The organism is Halomonas sp. MCCC 1A13316 (genome assembly GCF_014931605.1).
Classification (GTDB): domain Bacteria; phylum Pseudomonadota; class Gammaproteobacteria; order Pseudomonadales; family Halomonadaceae; genus Halomonas.
The window spans coordinates 3,793,380-3,808,547 of the sequence record NZ_CP053382.1 but is presented as its reverse complement, the minus strand read 5'-3'; the positions used below and the strand labels follow the sequence as shown (position 1 = coordinate 3,808,547).

Below are 15,168 nucleotides of genomic sequence, written 5' to 3'. Positions count from 1 at the left end.
TGGGGGGGCCGCGAGTCGGGCCGGGAGCGTTTGGGGCATGGGAGTGACAGGATGGACGTGAAAGCGAAGCGATGGCAGGACGGCCCGCTGAGGTGGGCTTGGGGCACGGGTATCGCGCTGCTGCTGACGGCAACGCTGGCCCAGGCCCAGGGGCTCAGTTGGGAGCAGGGGCTGCGCAGCGACGCGCCGGATCGCTATACAGTGGTCCGCGGCGATACCCTCTGGCACATCTCGGGCCGCTTCCTGCGCCACCCTTGGCAGTGGCCGGAAGTGTGGCAGGTCAACCCGCAGATTCGCAATCCGCATCTGATCTATCCTGGGGACGTGGTCTATCTCTATGACTGCAACGGTCGCCCGTGCCTGGGGCTCGAGCGCGGCCAGGGCCAAGTGAGACTCTCGCCGGAGGTGCGCCGCATTCCCGTACGTGAGGCGATCGAACCGATTCCGCTGGACACGGTACGGCATTTCCTGCGCGATCACCGCGTGATCGACGACCCCGAATCCCTGGATGAGCTGGCCTACGTGGTGGCCGGCAATGACCGACGCATCATCAGCGGTGCCGGTGACCGTATCTATGCCCGCGGTGAGCTGGAGAACGGACAGCGCTACGGCATCTACCGCGTGGGCGAGCGCTACAGCGATGCTGCGACCGGCGAGACGCTGGGTCTGGAGCTGATCAGCATCGGGCGCGCCAGGGCCGGGCGCAGCGAGGATGGAATCGCGCTCATGGAGGTTCTCTCCGCCAGCCAGGAAGTGCGCAACGAGGACATCGTACTGCCGTTGGAAGAGCGCGAGCTGATCAGCGAGTTCGAGCCCCGTGCCCCGGAGAGCGATGTCGACGGTACCATTCTTGCGGTGCCGGGAGGTGTGCGCTTCATCGGCCGGCTGCAGGTGGTGGCGTTGGACAGGGGACGCCAAGACGGGCTCGAAACGGGCCATGTCCTTCAGGTCGAGCAGCAGGGCGAGCGCGTCGTCGACCCTCGCACCGGTGAGTCGCTGCGTCTGCCCGGGACGGATGCCGGGCTGGTCATGGTGTTCCGACCCTATGAAAGGATGAGCTATGGCCTGGTCATGCAGGCGACCCGCTCCCTGGAAGTCGGCGATCGCCTTCACAACCCCCGCCGCGGGGTGGGGGTGGCACAGCGGTGAGCGAAGCGCAACGTACACCGAGCCAACGCGACTGGCTGGCGCTGATGCGGCTGCCCGGAATGGGCGCCTCGCGATTGGCGGAGATCGTGTCCGTCGCCCCGGATTGGCCCGCGGGATGGCTGGCCCGCTTGCCGCACCAGGCCGCCACCGCGCTGCGGCTATGGCTCGACCATCCAGCCCGCAGTCCGCTGACCCAGACGGTCGATGCCGACCTGAGCTGGCTGACGGTTGCGCCAGGCCGCCACCTGCTGCATCCGGGACACCCCGCGTGGCCGGTTCTGCTGGAGCAGATCGGCGATCCGCCGCCGGTACTCTGGGGACTGGGCGACTTGGCCGCGCTGAAGCCGCCCAGGCTGGCCATCGTCGGTTCGCGCCGACCCACCCGCGAAGGCCTGACCAACGCCGCGGCCTTCGGGCGTGAGTTGGCCAGCCGCGACTGGTGCGTCGTCAGCGGCCTGGCACTGGGCGTCGACGGGGCCGCCCAGCAGGCCGCGCTGGAAGCCGGCGGGCGCAGCGTGGCGGTGCTGGGCTGCAGCGTCGACGTGATCTATCCGCCGCGTCATGCGCGACTCTACCAGCAGTTGCTCGACCAAGGCGGGCTGATTCTCTCCGAGCACCCTCCCGGCACACCGGCGCGGCCGGCCTTCTTCCCTAGACGCAACCGTATCGTGACCGGTCTCTCTCTGGGCGTGCTGGTGGTGGAGGCAGCCGAGAAGAGCGGCTCGCTGGTCAGCGCCAGGCTCGCCATCGAGCAGAACCGCGAGGTCTTCGCGCTGCCCGGCTCGATTCACAACCCCCAAGCGCGCGGCTGTTTGCGGCTGATTCGCCAAGGGGCCGTGCTGGTGCGCCACGTCGACGACATTCTCGAGGAGCTGACCCAGTGGGCAGCATCGAGCCCCGCCCTGGCCCGTCCTCAGGAGACCGGCTCGCAGGATGCGGCCGGCGGCGACCCGCTGCTGCGCTGGCTCAGCGATGCCCCGTCACCGCTCGATGCCCTGGTGAACTTGACCGGTCTGGCCGTGCCCGATTGCCAGCGGCGGCTGCTTGAGCTCGAACTCGAGGGGCGCGCCGCCCAGGCGCCAGGGGGCTGGGTGCGCCTGCCTGAGAACGCCTAGGCGTGCTAACATGAGCCCTTTCATCAGGACCGTCGTGGCGATTCGTCGGCGGTCGATGTGCTGAATTCCTGTCAGGAGACCATGACCGTGGCCGAATCACTCGATGCCGCCGTTACCGCACTGCGCGCCGGCGGCGTGATTGCCTACCCCACCGAGGGTGTGTGGGGTTTGGGCTGCGACCCCGACAATGACGAGGCCGTGGCCCACTTGCTGCGGCTCAAGGAGCGCGACCCGGCCAAGGGGCTGATTCTGGTGGCGGCCTCCATCGCTCAGTTCGCCCCCTGGCTCGAGGGCCTGGCGCCGGAGCTGCACGCCCCGCTGGTCGCCAGCTGGCCCGGCCCCAATACCTGGCTTGTGCCCCACAATGGGCGCAGCCATGCGCTGGTACGCGGTGCTCACGATTGTGTAGCGCTGCGGGTCAGCGCCCATCCTGGAGTGGCGGCGCTATGCCAGGCCTTCGGTGGTCCGCTCGTCTCGACCTCTGCCAACAAGGCCAGCGAACCCTCGGCCATGAGCGCGGCCGAGGTACGCCAGTTCTTCGGCGGCGAGCTCGATGCCATCGTCGAGGGCGAGCTGGGTGGGCTCGATCGCCCCAGCATCATCCGTGACCTGCGCAGTGGTCGGGTACTGCGCGCTTGATATCGTCACGCTAACGATCTCGACGGGAGGCGACATGGCGCGAGCCAATCTCGAAACTGTGAAGAGCTACCTGCTCGACCTGCAGGACCGGCTCTGCCAAGGTCTTGCCGCCGAAGACGGTGGCGCCGGCTTTCGCGAGGAGAGTTGGCAGCGCGAGGACGGTGGCGGTGGCCGCTCGCGGGTGATCGAGAATGGCCGAGCCTTCGAGAAGGGCGGGGTCAACTTTTCCCATGTTCATGGCGACCAGTTGCCGCCCTCGGCCACGGCCGCCAGGCCACAGCTCGCCGGACGGAGCTTCCATGCGGTGGGTGTCTCCTGGGTACTGCACCCCGAGAACCCACACGTGCCCACCAGCCATGGCAACGTGCGCTTCTTCATTGCCGAGAAAGCGGGTGAAGTGCCGGTTTGGTGGTTCGGTGGGGGCTTCGACCTGACCCCCTATTATCCGGTGCGCGAGGACGTGTTGCACTGGCATCGGGTGGCTCGCGATGCCTGCGCGCCCTTCGGCGCCGAGGTCTATCCGCGCTTCAAGGCGTGGTGCGATGACTATTTCTATCTGAAGCACCGCGACGAGACCCGTGGTGTCGGCGGGCTGTTCTTCGACGACTTCAACGAGTGGAACTTCGAGACCAGCTTCGCCTTCCAGCGCGCCGTGGGTGACGCCTTTCTCGACGCCTATCTGCCCATCGTGCGGCGCCGCCGCGACACGCCCTGGAACGAGCGCGAACGCGACTTCCAGCTCTACCGCCGCGGACGCTACGTGGAATTCAACCTGGTATGGGATCGCGGCACCCTGTTCGGCTTGCAGAGCGGCGGGCGTACCGAATCGATCCTGATGTCGATGCCGCCCCTGGCGCGCTGGGAGTATGGCTGGCAGCCGCAGCCGGGCAGCCCTGAGGCGCGGCTGTACGAGGACTATCTGCGTCCGCGAGACTGGCTTGGAGAAGAGGAAGCTTCATGACTGACCGCTACTGTGTCTTCGGCAACCCCATTTCGCACTCGAAGTCGCCGGCAATCCACACCGCTTTCGCCCAGCAGACCGGTGAAGATATCGAATACGTCGCCATCGTGGCGCCGCTGGACGATTTCGCTGGCGCCTGGCGCGGTTTCACGGCCGAAGGGGGGCGTGGGGCCAATGTCACCGTGCCGTTCAAGGAAGAAGCGTTTCGTCTATGCGACGTGCTCAGCGAGCGGGCGCGGCGAGCCGGTGCGGTGAACACGCTGTTGCTGGGCAAGAACGGCCTCAGCCACGATTTCAAGGTCTATGGCGACACCACCGACGGAGTCGGGCTGGTGCGCGATCTGCAGTATCACAAGGTGGCCTTGGGCGGAGCCCGCATTCTGGTACTGGGCGCCGGCGGGGCGGTACGTGGGGTGCTGGAGCCGCTGCTGGCCGCTGGCCCGGCGAGCCTCACGATCGCCAACCGCACCGCTAGCAAGGCCGAGGCGCTTGCCGCTGACTTCAGCGATATGGGCGCGATTAGCGGCGGCGGCTTCGACACCGTAACCGGCCCCTTCGATCTGGTGATCAACGGCACCAGCGCCAGCCTGGCCGGCGATTTGCCGCCGTTGCCCGATGACCTCTTCGCCGCTGGAGCGACTGCCTACGACATGATGTACGGCGCCGAATCCACCGTCTTCCTGCGCTGGGCCTCTGAGCGTGGTGCATGCCCCCTCGATGGTTTGGGCATGCTGGTGGAGCAGGCCGCCGAGTCGTTCTTCCAGTGGCGCAGCAAGCGCCCCGACACCGTCCCGGTGCGGGAGGCTCTGAGGCGATCCCTGTGAGTCTCAGCGCCGCTTGACGTACAGCCCAACCATGCACATTACCATACCGACCAGCGACAGCAGCATGCCGCCATTGACCAGCCAGGGCTGACGCTCGACCCAAGGAGCGAAGGGCTGGGGCGTTTCACGGCATACGCTATCCAGGTAGTCCCAGTGGCCGCCCTGGACCAGGGTACATTCCCGCACGTCGTTGAGCTCCCAGAAATAGACTCCCATCAGCACGAAGATGGGCAGAATCAACAGCAGCAATCCAAGTCGTAACATCAGCTTTCCAAAGTGAGGCGGGGCTCAGCGTTTCCTTACGGGCGCGGGCAGTTAGGCTGCCGCCCCGCCTGGCGTGCCTGCTCGTAGCGGGCCAGGGCGTCGTTCATTTCGGCCTGCAGGCCCTGCATGCGATCACCATGGCTGGGGTGGGTGGACATCCACTCCGGCGGGCGGGCTCCGCCCTGGGCGCTCATGTTCTGCCACAGTGCGACGCTGGCGCGCGGGTCGAAGCCGGCATCGGCCATCAAGCGCAGACCGATCACGTCGGCCTCGCTCTCGTGGCGGCGCGAGAACGGCAACAAGATCCCATACTGGGCGCCGAGGCCAAGCGCACCCATCAGTTGCTCTCCTCCCGGGCCCTGCAAGCCGGCGGCCGATGACAGCACCGACAAGGCGAGTTGGGTCGAGGTTTGGGTCGAAACGCGCTCGTTGGCGTGGCGCGCCAGCACGTGGCCTATCTCGTGGCCGATCACGGAAGCGAGCTGATCCTGGTTCTCGGCGATATCGAGCAGGCCGGTATTGACACCCATGTAGCCGCCGGGCAGGGCAAAGGCGTTGGCCTGCTCCGCTTCGAACACGCGGATCTGCCAGTCCTGGTTGCGCTCCTGCTCCGGCAGTACGGCGACGATGGCTCCGGCTACGCACTGGGCGTAGCGCTGCTGGGCCTGGCCGGCCGGAGGCAGATCCTGCTGGTACTGGGCGAAGGCTTCCTGGCCCATCTGGTTGAGCTGAGCATCCGACATCAGCGTGAGCTGCTGGCGTCCGGTCGGCGAAGTGGTACAGGCGGTAATGGTCAGGGCCAGCGTGGCCACGGCAGCACAGCGAATCCAGCGCATGTTCGATACCTCGTTCGTTCAGATCCCTTGAGACCCCTGGACGGGGGCGGCGGTTCGCCACAAGATACCCCGAACCGTCACAAGGTCAACCGCAAACCGTGGAAGTCCCAAGGAGATGCCGATGGATGCCGAGCTGAGCCGACGCCTGAACCGCCTGCTGGACCACGTGGAACACTGGCTGCCACCCGCCCCGCTGGAGGTCGACTGGACGCACGATGTCGCCGCGCTATGGCAACGCCATGTGCTGGGCGGCCGGTTGCTGCCGGTGCCGCCTCGCGATGCCCTGTCGCTCGACGACCTGCTGGGCATCGAACGTCAGAAATTGGCGCTGGTCGACAATACCCGCGCCTTTCTGCAGGGGCTGCCGGCCAATCATGCTCTGCTGTGGGGCTCGCGCGGCAGCGGCAAGTCGTCGCTGATCCGTGCCCTGCTCAACAGCCTGGCCACGGAAGGGTTGCGCCTGGTGCAGGTCGACCGCCATGACCTGGCCGGGCTGCCCATGCTGGTCGAGCAGCTGCGCCGGCAGCCACATCGCTTCGTGGTCTACTGCGACGACCTCTCCTTCGAGGGACACGACGATGCCTACAAGGCGCTCAAGAGCGTGCTGGATGGCGCGCTGACCGGTCCGCCGGAGAACGTGCTGCTGTATGCCACCTCGAACCGTCGCCATCTGCTGCCAGAATCGCTGTCGGACAATGCCGATACCCGGCTGGTGGGAGAAGAGCTGCACCATGGCGATGCGGTGGAGGAGAAGATCTCGCTCTCCGACCGTTTCGGCCTGTGGCTCGGCTTCTATCCCTTCAATCAGGACACCTATCTCGAAACCTGTTGTCACTGGGTCACGCAATTGGGCAGTGCCAAGGACTGGAATGCCGAGGCCCGCGCCGAGGCGATCCGCTACGCCACCCTGCGCGGTGGCCGCAGCGGACGGGGCGCCTGGCAGTTCGCCAGCCAATGGGTCGGCCAGCGTCGGCTACACGAGACCTAGCGCAAGACGCCAGGGTCAACGCTGCGGGGTCAGCTCCCCGTCCTGGCCCACGGCGAAGCGCAGGGTCGGCGTCCACAGCCCGGCCGGCAGCGTCATGCCCAGGCCGCGCAGGCTACCTGGCGTGATGGCCAGCTCGCTGCCTGTCGGCAGTTCGCCCTGGCTAGCCAACTGGGTGGCGAGTTCCACCATGGGCGCCAGGCGGCGAGTGTCGGTGGCCAGCACGTCGAAGGCCACCGGCAGGCGCAGTTTGGTGTCATCGGTGGAGGTCAGCGTCACGTCCTGCTGATAGTTGCCGCTGACCGGCTCGGCGCCGGGCACGTCCAGGGTCCAGCGAAAACCGGACATTTCCACTGCCGGCATGCCCACGGGCAGCGACAGCCCCATGGCCACGGTGGCCTGTACCGGCAGGCTGCCCATGCCCAGGCTCGAGGCCACCAGCGAGGCGATGTCGCTGGTATCGAGGCCGGCCTGGATCGAGTAGGGGCCGATGCGGACATCCTCGATGCCGAGCGAGGTCACCGCCAGGCGGAAGGCGAACAGCCCGGTCTGGGGGAGGGCCAGGCAGCCGGTGAGCAGCATGGCCAGGCTCAGCGGGACAAGCAGGTGGCAGCGACGACTCGGCAGGAAGCGCGACAGCAAGCGACTCAGGAGCATTGGGTTCCTCCAAAGGGAGAAGCGGGTCAAGGGGAGGGGGGGTGTAGCCGAGCGACCGGAAGGAGAAGGGCTAGACCCGACCTTTGCGGCCGGGCATCTTGGACAGGGGTCAGCGGCGTTTGTTGCGGGCGGCGCGGGTGCGCCCCAGTTCACGCTGCTTGGCTTTCTCCCGGTCGCTGGCGCCGGCCAGCGGATCGAACGGGTTGCTGCCGGAACGGAACTCGAAGCGAATCGGCGTACCGCGCACCTTGAGTACCTTGCGGAAGGTGTTGATCAGGAAGCGCTTGTAGGCTTCGGGCAAAGCCTCCGTCTGGTTGCCGTGCACCACGATGATCGGCGGATTGCTGCCGCCCTGGTGGGCCATGCGCAGCTTGATCCGGCGACCATGCACCAGCGGCGGTGGATGCTGGCTGACGGCATCCTGCAGCAGGGTCGTGAGTCGGTTGGTCGACCAGTGGCTGTTGGCCGAGGCGAAGGCGCGCTCGATGGAGGGGTAGAGGTCACCCACGGCAGTGCCGTGCAGCGCCGAGATGAAGTGCAGTTCGGCGTAGTCGGCAAAGCCCAGGCGGCGCTTGATCTCGGCGCGCATCTTCTCCTTGGCTTCCTGCTCCAGGCCGTCCCACTTGTTCACTGCCAGCACCAGGGCACGACCGGTCGTCAGCACGTAATCGAGCAGATGCAGGTCCTGCTCGACGAGGCCGCTGCGCGCATCGAGCACCATAACCGCGACATGGCACTCCTTGATCGCTTCCAGTGTCTTGATGATCGAGAACTTCTCGGCGATTTCGCTGACGTTCTTGCGTCGCCGCACGCCAGCGGTATCGATCAGAACGTAGGGCTTGCCGCGCCGCTCGAAGGGTATCTCGATGGCGTCGCGAGTGGTGCCGGCTTCGTCGAAGACCACCACCCGCTCCTCACCGAGCAGGCGGTTGACCAGCGTCGACTTGCCCACATTGGGGCGGCCGATGACGCCAATGCGGATGCCCTTGGTGCCGGTATCCGCCGGAATGCTCAGGTCGCGCTCGGGAAAGGGCTCGAGCACTTCCTCGATCAGCGTAGTGACATTACGCCCATGGGCGGCGGCGATGGGCCGGGGATCGCCCAGCCCCAGTTTCCAGAAGTCGGCCATGGCCGAGTGCTCTTCCAGGCCATCGGTCTTGTTGACCACCAGCCAGGTCTTCTTCTGGTTGACCCGCAGATGGTTGGCGATGGCCTCGTCGGCCACCTGCAGACCGGCCCTGGCGTCGACCATGAACAGCACGATGTCGGCCTCGTCGATGGCCGCCAGCGACTGCTCGGCCATGGCGGCATCGATGCCCTCCTCGTCGCCGCTGATGCCGCCGGTATCGATCACCGTGTAGGCCTTGTCGCCGAGCATGCCGTTACCGTACTTGCGGTCGCGGGTGAGCCCGGGGAAGTCCGCCACCAGAGCGTCGCGCGAGCGGGTCAGACGGTTGAAGAGGGTCGACTTGCCCACGTTGGGGCGGCCGACCAAGGCAATCACGGGTGTCATCGATTGATTTCCAGGGCCTCGAGACGGCCATCGTTGGCCAGCACGTAGATGCGGCGGGAATCGGTGATCGGGCGAAGGCTGATACCGGAACCGTCGACTTTCGTCCGCGCGGTGAAGCTGCCGTCCTGTACGTCGACCAGATGCAGATAGCCCTCGAAATCGCCCACTACGATGTTGCCGTCGGCGAAGGCGGGCGAGGTCAGCCAGCGACCCTCGAGATCGCGGTTACGCCACAGCTCCTCGCCGCTGCGCGCATCGAAGGCAATCAGATGGCTGGCTTCGTTGACGGTGAACAGGCGGTCGCCCACCAGCACCGGGGTCTGGAAGCTGGAGTGTTCGCGCTCCCACAGGACTTCGCCACTGGGCGCTTCCAGAGCCACCAGGCGGCCGTTGTAACTGGTCACGAACAGCCGGCCGTCAGGCGTCAGCACCGGCTGGCCACCCAGGTCGACCATGCGATCGATCTCGCTGCGCCCGCGAGGCACGGCGATGCGCCGCTCCCACAGCGGTTGTCCGTTGCGGTTGTCCAGCGTGACCAGGCGGCCGTTGGCGAAACCGGCGAAGGTCACCGGATCGATCACCGTGGGCGTGCCTGTGCCGCGCAGGGTGAGGGCGGGTTCGGTAGTGGTGTGGACCCAGCGCTCACGACCTGTAAGCCGGTCCAGCGCCGTGACGGTGCCATCGACGCTCTGCACGATGAGCAGTTCGTTGTTGGGCTGCGGCGGGGCGAGTACCTCGCTGGAGACGCGTGCGCGCCAGCTCACGTCGCCATTGGATTGGCTCAGCGCCAGTACCTCTCCGTTGCGAGTGCCGAGATACACCTGCCCGGCCACGGCGGTCAGGCCGCTGGAAACGCCGACCTCAAGGTCAGTCTGCCAGCGGCGTTCACCGCTCTGGGTATCAATAGCCATGACCCGACCGCGTTCGTCGGCGCCATAGATCACGCCATTGTCAAGCGACGGCGAGATGGGATAGGTGGCGCGGCCGAGCCCCTTGCCGACCTGCTCGCGCCAATCGGTATCGAGCTCGGCGCTGGCCTCGAAGCGCTGCAGCTCCTTGGGGCTGTAGCGCGGCTCGGCCTTGTTGGCACAGCCGGCCAGCAGCCCTAGGGCGAGGGTGGCCACCAGGGCCAGGGATGACTTGCGAGCCAGGCGTGACTGGCGAGTGTATGTCGTCTTCATAGCATGGCCTCTTCGGCACCCAGGTCGTCGAGCTTCAGCTGGACGCCATAGATCGGCTGGTTTCGTTGTTCGGCGACCGCCAGGGCTTCCTGCCAGGCCTGGCGGGCTTCGTCGTCACGGCCCAGGGCATGCAGGGCATCACCACGCACGTCTGCCTGTTGCGCGGTCAGGGCGGCCGGGACGTCACGTGCCAGGGTATCGAGCGCGGCTTCGGCATCATTGGTAGCGACCTGTAGCCGAGCCAGCCGCAGCCTTGCCAGCCCTTGGACATACTCGCGCTTGCTGGAGGCGATTACGCCGTCGAGAATCTCTCGTGCCTTGTCCAGCTCGCCCTCGTCCACGGCGAGGCGGGCGTCGATCAGACGCGCCAGGTCGGCATACAGCGTGCCTCCGTGGTCATCGGTAATCTCGGCGATAAGGCCGCGGGCCTCATCGGTCTCTTCGCTGTCGACCAGGTTGACCACCTGTTGGTAGCGCATCGAGGCCGCCTGCGCCTGGTTGTCCTGGTAGCTCTGCCAGGCATTCCAGCCCACCACGCCGGCGATCGCGATGGCCACACCGGCGATCAGCGAGGTGCCGTTTTCCTTCCACCAGCGCTTGATGGCTTCAAGCTGCTCTTCTTCGGTTCTCAGCTCCGCCACGGGCGGTCTCCTTTCACATCAAAATGCGGTTCGGTCAGGCGCGCTTGCCGTCCATCAGCGTGGCGAGGGTCTCGGCCAGGGCATCCTGGGCCAGGCTCAGCTGCTCGCGCTCCTCGCGCAGGAATTTCAGCGTGGCGCGGCCCTGGGCCAGTTCGTCCTCGCCCAGCAGCAGTGCCAATCGGGCACCGCTGCGGTCGGCCTTCTTGATGCGGCTCTTGAAGCTGCCACCGCCACAGTGCAGCTGCACGTGCAGCTGGGGCAGTTCGCTGCGGACCCGTTCGGCAAGCAGCATGGCGCGGGCGGTGGCGCCATCATCCATGGGCAGCACGTAGAGGTCCAGCTCGCCCAGGGCAGCCTCGGGGACCAGCTCCAGGGTCTCGAGCAGCAGGACCAGACGCTCGATACCCATGGCGAAGCCCACCGCCGGCGTCGGCTTGCCGCCGAGCTGCTCGACCAGGCCGTCGTAGCGGCCGCCGGCACACACCGTGCCCTGGCTACCCAGTGCCGTGGTGGTCCACTCGAACACGGTGCGGCAGTAGTAGTCGAGGCCGCGTACCAGACGCGGATTGATCACGTAGTCGATGCCGGCGGCTTCGAGCAGCCCGGTGAGCTGCTCGAAGTGCGCACGGGATTCGTCGTCCAGGTGATCCATCAGCCTTGGTGCGTCGGCCAGCATCGACGCCATGTCCGGATTCTTGGAGTCGAGGATGCGCAGCGGGTTGCTTCCGAGGCGGCGCAGGGAGTCCTCATCGAGCTGTTCGCGATGCTGCTCGAAGTAGGCCACCAACTTGTCGCGATAGGCGGCACGAGCCTCGTTGGAACCCAGCGAGTTGAGCTCGAGGGTGACGTGATCGTAGAGGCCGAGTTCCTGCCACAGACGGGCGGAGAGCAGGATCACCTCGGCGTCGATATCCGGACCCTCCAGGCCGAAGGCCTCCAGGCCGACCTGGTGGAACTGCCGATAACGCCCTTTCTGTGGGCGCTCGTGGCGGAACATCGGACCCTGGTACCACAGCCGCTGGGTCTGGTTGTGCAGCAGGCCGTGCTCCATGGCGGCACGTACGCAGCTCGCCGTACCCTCGGGACGCAGGGTCAGGCTGTCGCCATTGCGATCGTCGAAGGTATACATCTCCTTCTCGACGATGTCGGTGACCTCGCCGATGGAGCGCGCGAACAGGGCGGTCTGCTCGACGATGGGCGTACGAATCTCGGCGTAGCCGTAGCGCTGCATCAGCGCCTGAACGGTGCCTTCGAAATACTGCCACAGGGCGGACTGGCCCGGCAGCAGATCGTTCATGCCACGAATGGCCTGGATCTTTTTCTGGCTGGACGCGCTCGTACTCGATTGGGACTTGCTCAACGGTGGCTCCTTGATGGTCGAAGGCCGCTCAGGCCTCGCGTGCGATCACGTTCTGTTCGGCCTGTTCTTTTTCGCGCACCTTCTCGCGGATCAAGGCTTCGAGATCGTCGACCAGATCTTCATTGCGCAACTTGGATGCGGGCTTGCCGTCGATGTAGACGAGATTGGCTGGGCTGCCACCGGTAAGGCCGATGTCGCTCTCCTTGGCCTCGCCGGGGCCGTTGACGATACAGCCGATCACCGAGACGTCGAGAGGCGTCATGACGTCCTCGAGGCGCTCTTCGAGAGCGTTCATGGTGCCGATTACGTCGAAGTTCTGGCGTGAGCAGCTGGGGCAGGCGATGAAATTGATGCCCTTGCTGCGCAGGCGCAGGCTCTTGAGCATGTCGTAACCGACCTTGATCTCCTCCACCGGGTCGGCGGCAAGCGAAACGCGAATGGTGTCGCCGATGCCGTCCATCAACAGCATGCCCAGGCCGATGGAGGACTTCACGGTGCCCGAACGCAGCCCGCCGGCTTCGGTGATGCCGAGGTGCAGCGGCTGCTCGATCAGCTTGGCCAACTGGCGGTAGGCGGCCACGGCCATGAATACGTCGCTGGCCTTGACGCTGACCTTGTACTCCTGGAAATCGAGGCGGTCCAGGTGGTCGATATGGCGCATGGCCGATTCCACCAGCGCTTCCGGCGTGGGTTCGCCGTACTTGCGCTGCAGCTCCTTCTCCAGCGACCCGGCGTTGACGCCGATGCGGATCGGGATGCCATTGTCGCGGGCGGCGCTGACCACGGCGCGTACCCGCTCCTCCTTGCCGATGTTGCCTGGGTTGATACGCAGACAGTCGACGCCGAGCTCGGCAACGCGCAGGGCAATCTTGTGGTCGAAATGGATGTCGGCCACCAGTGGCACGTTGACCCGCTGCTTGATGCGGCCGAAGGCCTCGGCGGCGTCCATGGAGGGTACCGAGACGCGTACGATATCGGCGCCGGCTGCCTCCAGGCGCTCGATCTGGGCGACGGTGGCGTCCACGTCCAGGGTGTCGGTGTTGGTCATGCTCTGCACCGAGATCGGGGCATCACCCCCGACCGGCACCTTGCCGACGTGGATCTGGCGCGACTTGCGGCGAACGATGGGCGATGGGGAATGCATAGGCATCACTCTCCCAGGGTGAATCGGGCGACGTTGTTGGCCCCGGCGCGGGCGCTCAGGTCGACACGCTCTCCGGCCCAGCTCAACTCGACGCCGGTGGCGTTGCCGATGGTCATGCGAAACGGGGGTTCCCCTTCGACGGTGGCCGTAGTGCCGGGTTCCTGAAGGCCGACGAAAACGCGCTGACCGTTGACGTCGAAGATTTCGGTCCAGGACTGTTCGTTGAAGGTCAGCTGCAGCACGGTGCGGTCGCCGGAGGACGTCGTCTCGACGGGCTCGGACTCCTCCTCAGTGACGCTGTCCTGTGCTGAAGCTGCCTCGTCGGTGGCGGAAGCTTCCTCGGTTGAGGTCGTTCCGTCTGTTGAAGTGGTTCCGTCGGTTGAGGTGGCTTCGCCCGCGTCGGGCTGCGCCACCACTGCCTGGGCGCCGGTGGGGTCGATTTCACCGGGCGGCGTCACGGCCCCCTCGGCGAGCGGGTCGACGCCCTCCTCGGGTAGCGGCGGCAGGGCCTCTTCGACCTCGGGCTGCGGTTCCTCTTCGATGGTGGTGGTGCCATCCAGCGTCTCGACCGAGACCGGGCCGGTCGAGTCGACGGCGGGTGGCTCGTTGCCGTCGCGGCTCTGCCACCACACCAGGGTCAGGCCAATCAGGCCGGCAATGACCAGCAGGGTCACCAGCTTGAACAGCCAGGCGCCGATACGCGACGGTGGCTTCGTGACCTGAACCGGGGCGACGCGCTGTTCGCTCTCCTGGTTGCTGAAGCGATCCGCATAGGCCTGCAGCACGGGCCTGTCCTCCATGCCCAGCAGTCGGGCGTAGGCGCGCAGGTAGCCGCGGCGATAGGCGGCGACCGGCACCTGATCGTAGCTGTCCTCCTCCATGCCGGTGACGACGGCAGGGCGCAGGTTCAATGCCGTGGCGACTTCCTCGCGGGACAGGCCCTGGTTCTCACGCTCACGGCGAAGCAACTCCCCAGGGGAGGCCGGGGACGAGAGGCCGACGGCATCGATATCTTGGTTGTCGCTCATGGCTGAGCATCCTTCGTCTTGGAGTCGTTGATCAAGGTGCGTCACGCTGGGTATCGGTGCCGGGGGTGACGGTCATGTTCTGTGCGTTGGCAGCGGCAATCTGCTGCGCCAGTGTCCGAGCATCCGGCGTCATGCCGGCAAGCCCGACGAAAATCTCCAGCTGCTGCCGGGCAAGGTCGGGGTTGCCCTGGGCCAGTTCCAGCGCAGCCAGGGTGAAATAGCTTCTCGGATTGCGCGGGTCGAGGCTGCGGGCGCGCTCCAGGCTATGTCTCGCTTCCCCGATCTCACCGATATCCCACTGGCATTGTCCCAGGTTGGCGAACAACTGGGCCCGGTTGGCATAGCGCGTGTCGCGTGAAGCCAGCTCGAGTTGCTCACAGGCGCGCCGTACCTGGCCGTACTCATAGAGGAAAGCGGCATAATTGTTGCGTGCGCGGCTGTTGTCCGAGTCGACAGCGAGGGCCCGCTGGAACATCTTGTCTGCCTGCTCTCGCTCGCCCTGGCGCTGGTAGACGATGGCCATGGCCTGCAGCGCCTCGGGGTCGTCGGGGTCGCGCTCGAGGGCTCGATTGAGTGCCGCCATGGCGCGCGGCAGGTTGCCTCGCTGGAGGTATGCCATGCCCAGCTCGGTAAAAGCCTCGGTCGGGCCAGCCTCGTCCTGCTGCTCGGCCAGGCTGGCGCAGCCGGATAACCACAACGTGACGACCACCATCGCTACCAGCGGCATGCGTCGGCTTGGCAGATAGGGGGGGCGCGTCATGGCATCCTCGTGGTCGGGCCTGTCGGGCTGTCGATGTCTAGCATGCCTGGCGCCCGAATGGCGCTCGCCAGGTCGAAAAAAGCCTGTCCATCAAAGCGCCGTGACGTGTTG

At 66.3% G+C, this 15,168-nt stretch carries 16 protein-coding genes; 6 read left to right on the top strand and 10 right to left on the bottom strand.

Annotated elements, in window-relative coordinates:
• Positions 1–51: 51 nt before the first annotated feature.
• The 5 genes from HNO52_RS17615 (at position 52) to aroE (ending at position 4,688) form a co-directional block, all read left to right on the top strand.
• On the top strand, positions 52–1,149 hold the full coding sequence (locus HNO52_RS17615; protein WP_197566523.1) for a LysM peptidoglycan-binding domain-containing protein: 1,098 nt from the start codon (positions 52–54) through the stop codon (positions 1,147–1,149).
• Between the two features lie 44 nt (positions 1,150–1,193).
• Entirely contained in the window at positions 1,194–2,264 is a 1,071-nt protein-coding gene (gene dprA / locus HNO52_RS17610; protein ID WP_197569288.1) for a DNA-processing protein DprA, read from the top strand.
• A gap of 81 nt (positions 2,265–2,345) precedes the next feature.
• Positions 2,346–2,903, top strand: a complete 558-nt coding sequence (tsaC, locus tag HNO52_RS17605; RefSeq protein WP_197566522.1) for an L-threonylcarbamoyladenylate synthase type 1 TsaC — start codon at positions 2,346–2,348, stop codon at positions 2,901–2,903.
• 34 nt (positions 2,904–2,937) lie between these two features.
• On the top strand, positions 2,938–3,864 hold the full coding sequence (gene hemF / locus HNO52_RS17600; RefSeq protein WP_197566521.1) for an oxygen-dependent coproporphyrinogen oxidase: 927 nt from the start codon (positions 2,938–2,940) through the stop codon (positions 3,862–3,864).
• Complete coding sequence (gene aroE / locus HNO52_RS17595) at positions 3,861–4,688, top strand: shikimate dehydrogenase (protein ID WP_197566520.1); 828 nt, start codon at positions 3,861–3,863, stop codon at positions 4,686–4,688. Before hemF ends, aroE begins: the two co-directional genes overlap by 4 nt.
• A gap of 3 nt (positions 4,689–4,691) precedes the next feature.
• Here aroE and HNO52_RS17590 read toward each other — a convergent pair whose 3' ends face one another.
• Both HNO52_RS17590 and HNO52_RS17585 read right to left on the bottom strand, forming a co-directional pair.
• On the bottom strand, positions 4,692–4,952 hold the full coding sequence (locus tag HNO52_RS17590) for a hypothetical protein (RefSeq protein WP_197566519.1): 261 nt from the start codon (positions 4,950–4,952) through the stop codon (positions 4,692–4,694).
• Between the two features lie 35 nt (positions 4,953–4,987).
• A complete protein-coding gene (locus tag HNO52_RS17585) occupies positions 4,988–5,788 on the bottom strand; it encodes a M48 family metallopeptidase (protein ID WP_197566518.1) in 801 nt (266 codons plus the stop codon).
• A 121-nt stretch (positions 5,789–5,909) separates the two neighbouring features.
• On the opposite strand from HNO52_RS17585, the gene HNO52_RS17580 reads away from it, so the two are divergent.
• A complete protein-coding gene (locus HNO52_RS17580; RefSeq protein WP_197566517.1) occupies positions 5,910–6,776 on the top strand; it encodes an ATP-binding protein in 867 nt (288 codons plus the stop codon).
• Between the two features lie 15 nt (positions 6,777–6,791).
• On the opposite strand, the gene HNO52_RS17575 is transcribed toward HNO52_RS17580, so the two are convergent.
• From HNO52_RS17575 to pilW, 8 genes are all read right to left on the bottom strand, one after another.
• Positions 6,792–7,430 carry a hypothetical protein gene (locus HNO52_RS17575; protein ID WP_232090380.1) on the bottom strand — a complete coding sequence of 213 codons (639 nt, stop codon included), beginning with the start codon at positions 7,428–7,430 and terminating at the stop codon, positions 6,792–6,794.
• Positions 7,431–7,539: 109 nt separating this feature from the next.
• Positions 7,540–8,943 (bottom strand): ribosome biogenesis GTPase Der, encoded by a 1,404-nt coding sequence (der, locus tag HNO52_RS17570; protein ID WP_197566516.1) that lies wholly within the window; start codon positions 8,941–8,943, stop codon positions 7,540–7,542.
• Entirely contained in the window at positions 8,940–10,124 is a 1,185-nt protein-coding gene (gene bamB, locus HNO52_RS17565) for an outer membrane protein assembly factor BamB (RefSeq protein ID WP_197566515.1), read from the bottom strand. The genes der and bamB overlap by 4 nt, the downstream gene beginning before the upstream one ends.
• Positions 10,121–10,765, bottom strand: a complete 645-nt coding sequence (locus HNO52_RS17560) for a YfgM family protein (protein ID WP_197566514.1) — start codon at positions 10,763–10,765, stop codon at positions 10,121–10,123. The genes bamB and HNO52_RS17560 overlap by 4 nt, the downstream gene beginning before the upstream one ends.
• A gap of 34 nt (positions 10,766–10,799) precedes the next feature.
• Positions 10,800–12,125 (bottom strand): histidine--tRNA ligase, encoded by a 1,326-nt coding sequence (gene hisS, locus HNO52_RS17555; protein WP_269476065.1) that lies wholly within the window; start codon positions 12,123–12,125, stop codon positions 10,800–10,802.
• 28 nt (positions 12,126–12,153) lie between these two features.
• Positions 12,154–13,269: a flavodoxin-dependent (E)-4-hydroxy-3-methylbut-2-enyl-diphosphate synthase gene (gene ispG / locus HNO52_RS17550; protein WP_197566513.1), complete on the bottom strand. Its 1,116-nt coding sequence runs from the start codon at positions 13,267–13,269 to the stop codon at positions 12,154–12,156.
• A 5-nt stretch (positions 13,270–13,274) separates the two neighbouring features.
• Positions 13,275–14,297 (bottom strand): RodZ domain-containing protein, encoded by a 1,023-nt coding sequence (locus HNO52_RS17545; protein ID WP_197566512.1) that lies wholly within the window; start codon positions 14,295–14,297, stop codon positions 13,275–13,277.
• A gap of 31 nt (positions 14,298–14,328) precedes the next feature.
• The gene (gene pilW / locus HNO52_RS17540) at positions 14,329–15,057 is read right to left on the bottom strand and encodes a type IV pilus biogenesis/stability protein PilW (protein ID WP_197566511.1); all 729 of its coding nucleotides are present in this window, start codon (positions 15,055–15,057) and stop codon (positions 14,329–14,331) included.
• Positions 15,058–15,168 lie beyond the last annotated feature (111 nt).

Coding starts and splice junctions, on each gene's coding strand:
- tsaC (WP_197566522.1), top strand. CDS start 2,346: ATGACCGTGGCCGAATCACTCGATGCCGCCGTTACCGCACTGCGCGCC.
- dprA (WP_197569288.1), top strand. CDS start 1,194: ATGCGGCTGCCCGGAATGGGCGCCTCGCGATTGGCGGAGATCGTGTCC.
- hemF (WP_197566521.1), top strand. CDS start 2,938: ATGGCGCGAGCCAATCTCGAAACTGTGAAGAGCTACCTGCTCGACCTG.
- pilW (WP_197566511.1), bottom strand. CDS start 15,057: ATGACGCGCCCCCCCTATCTGCCAAGCCGACGCATGCCGCTGGTAGCG.
- ispG (WP_197566513.1), bottom strand. CDS start 13,269: ATGCATTCCCCATCGCCCATCGTTCGCCGCAAGTCGCGCCAGATCCAC.
- aroE (WP_197566520.1), top strand. CDS start 3,861: ATGACTGACCGCTACTGTGTCTTCGGCAACCCCATTTCGCACTCGAAG.
- der (WP_197566516.1), bottom strand. CDS start 8,943: ATGACACCCGTGATTGCCTTGGTCGGCCGCCCCAACGTGGGCAAGTCG.
- HNO52_RS17590 (WP_197566519.1), bottom strand. CDS start 4,952: ATGTTACGACTTGGATTGCTGCTGTTGATTCTGCCCATCTTCGTGCTG.
- HNO52_RS17575 (WP_232090380.1), bottom strand. CDS start 7,430: ATGCTCCTGAGTCGCTTGCTGTCGCGCTTCCTGCCGAGTCGTCGCTGC.
- HNO52_RS17580 (WP_197566517.1), top strand. CDS start 5,910: ATGGATGCCGAGCTGAGCCGACGCCTGAACCGCCTGCTGGACCACGTG.
- bamB (WP_197566515.1), bottom strand. CDS start 10,124: ATGAAGACGACATACACTCGCCAGTCACGCCTGGCTCGCAAGTCATCC.
- HNO52_RS17615 (WP_197566523.1), top strand. CDS start 52: ATGGACGTGAAAGCGAAGCGATGGCAGGACGGCCCGCTGAGGTGGGCT.
- HNO52_RS17585 (WP_197566518.1), bottom strand. CDS start 5,788: ATGCGCTGGATTCGCTGTGCTGCCGTGGCCACGCTGGCCCTGACCATT.
- HNO52_RS17545 (WP_197566512.1), bottom strand. CDS start 14,297: ATGAGCGACAACCAAGATATCGATGCCGTCGGCCTCTCGTCCCCGGCC.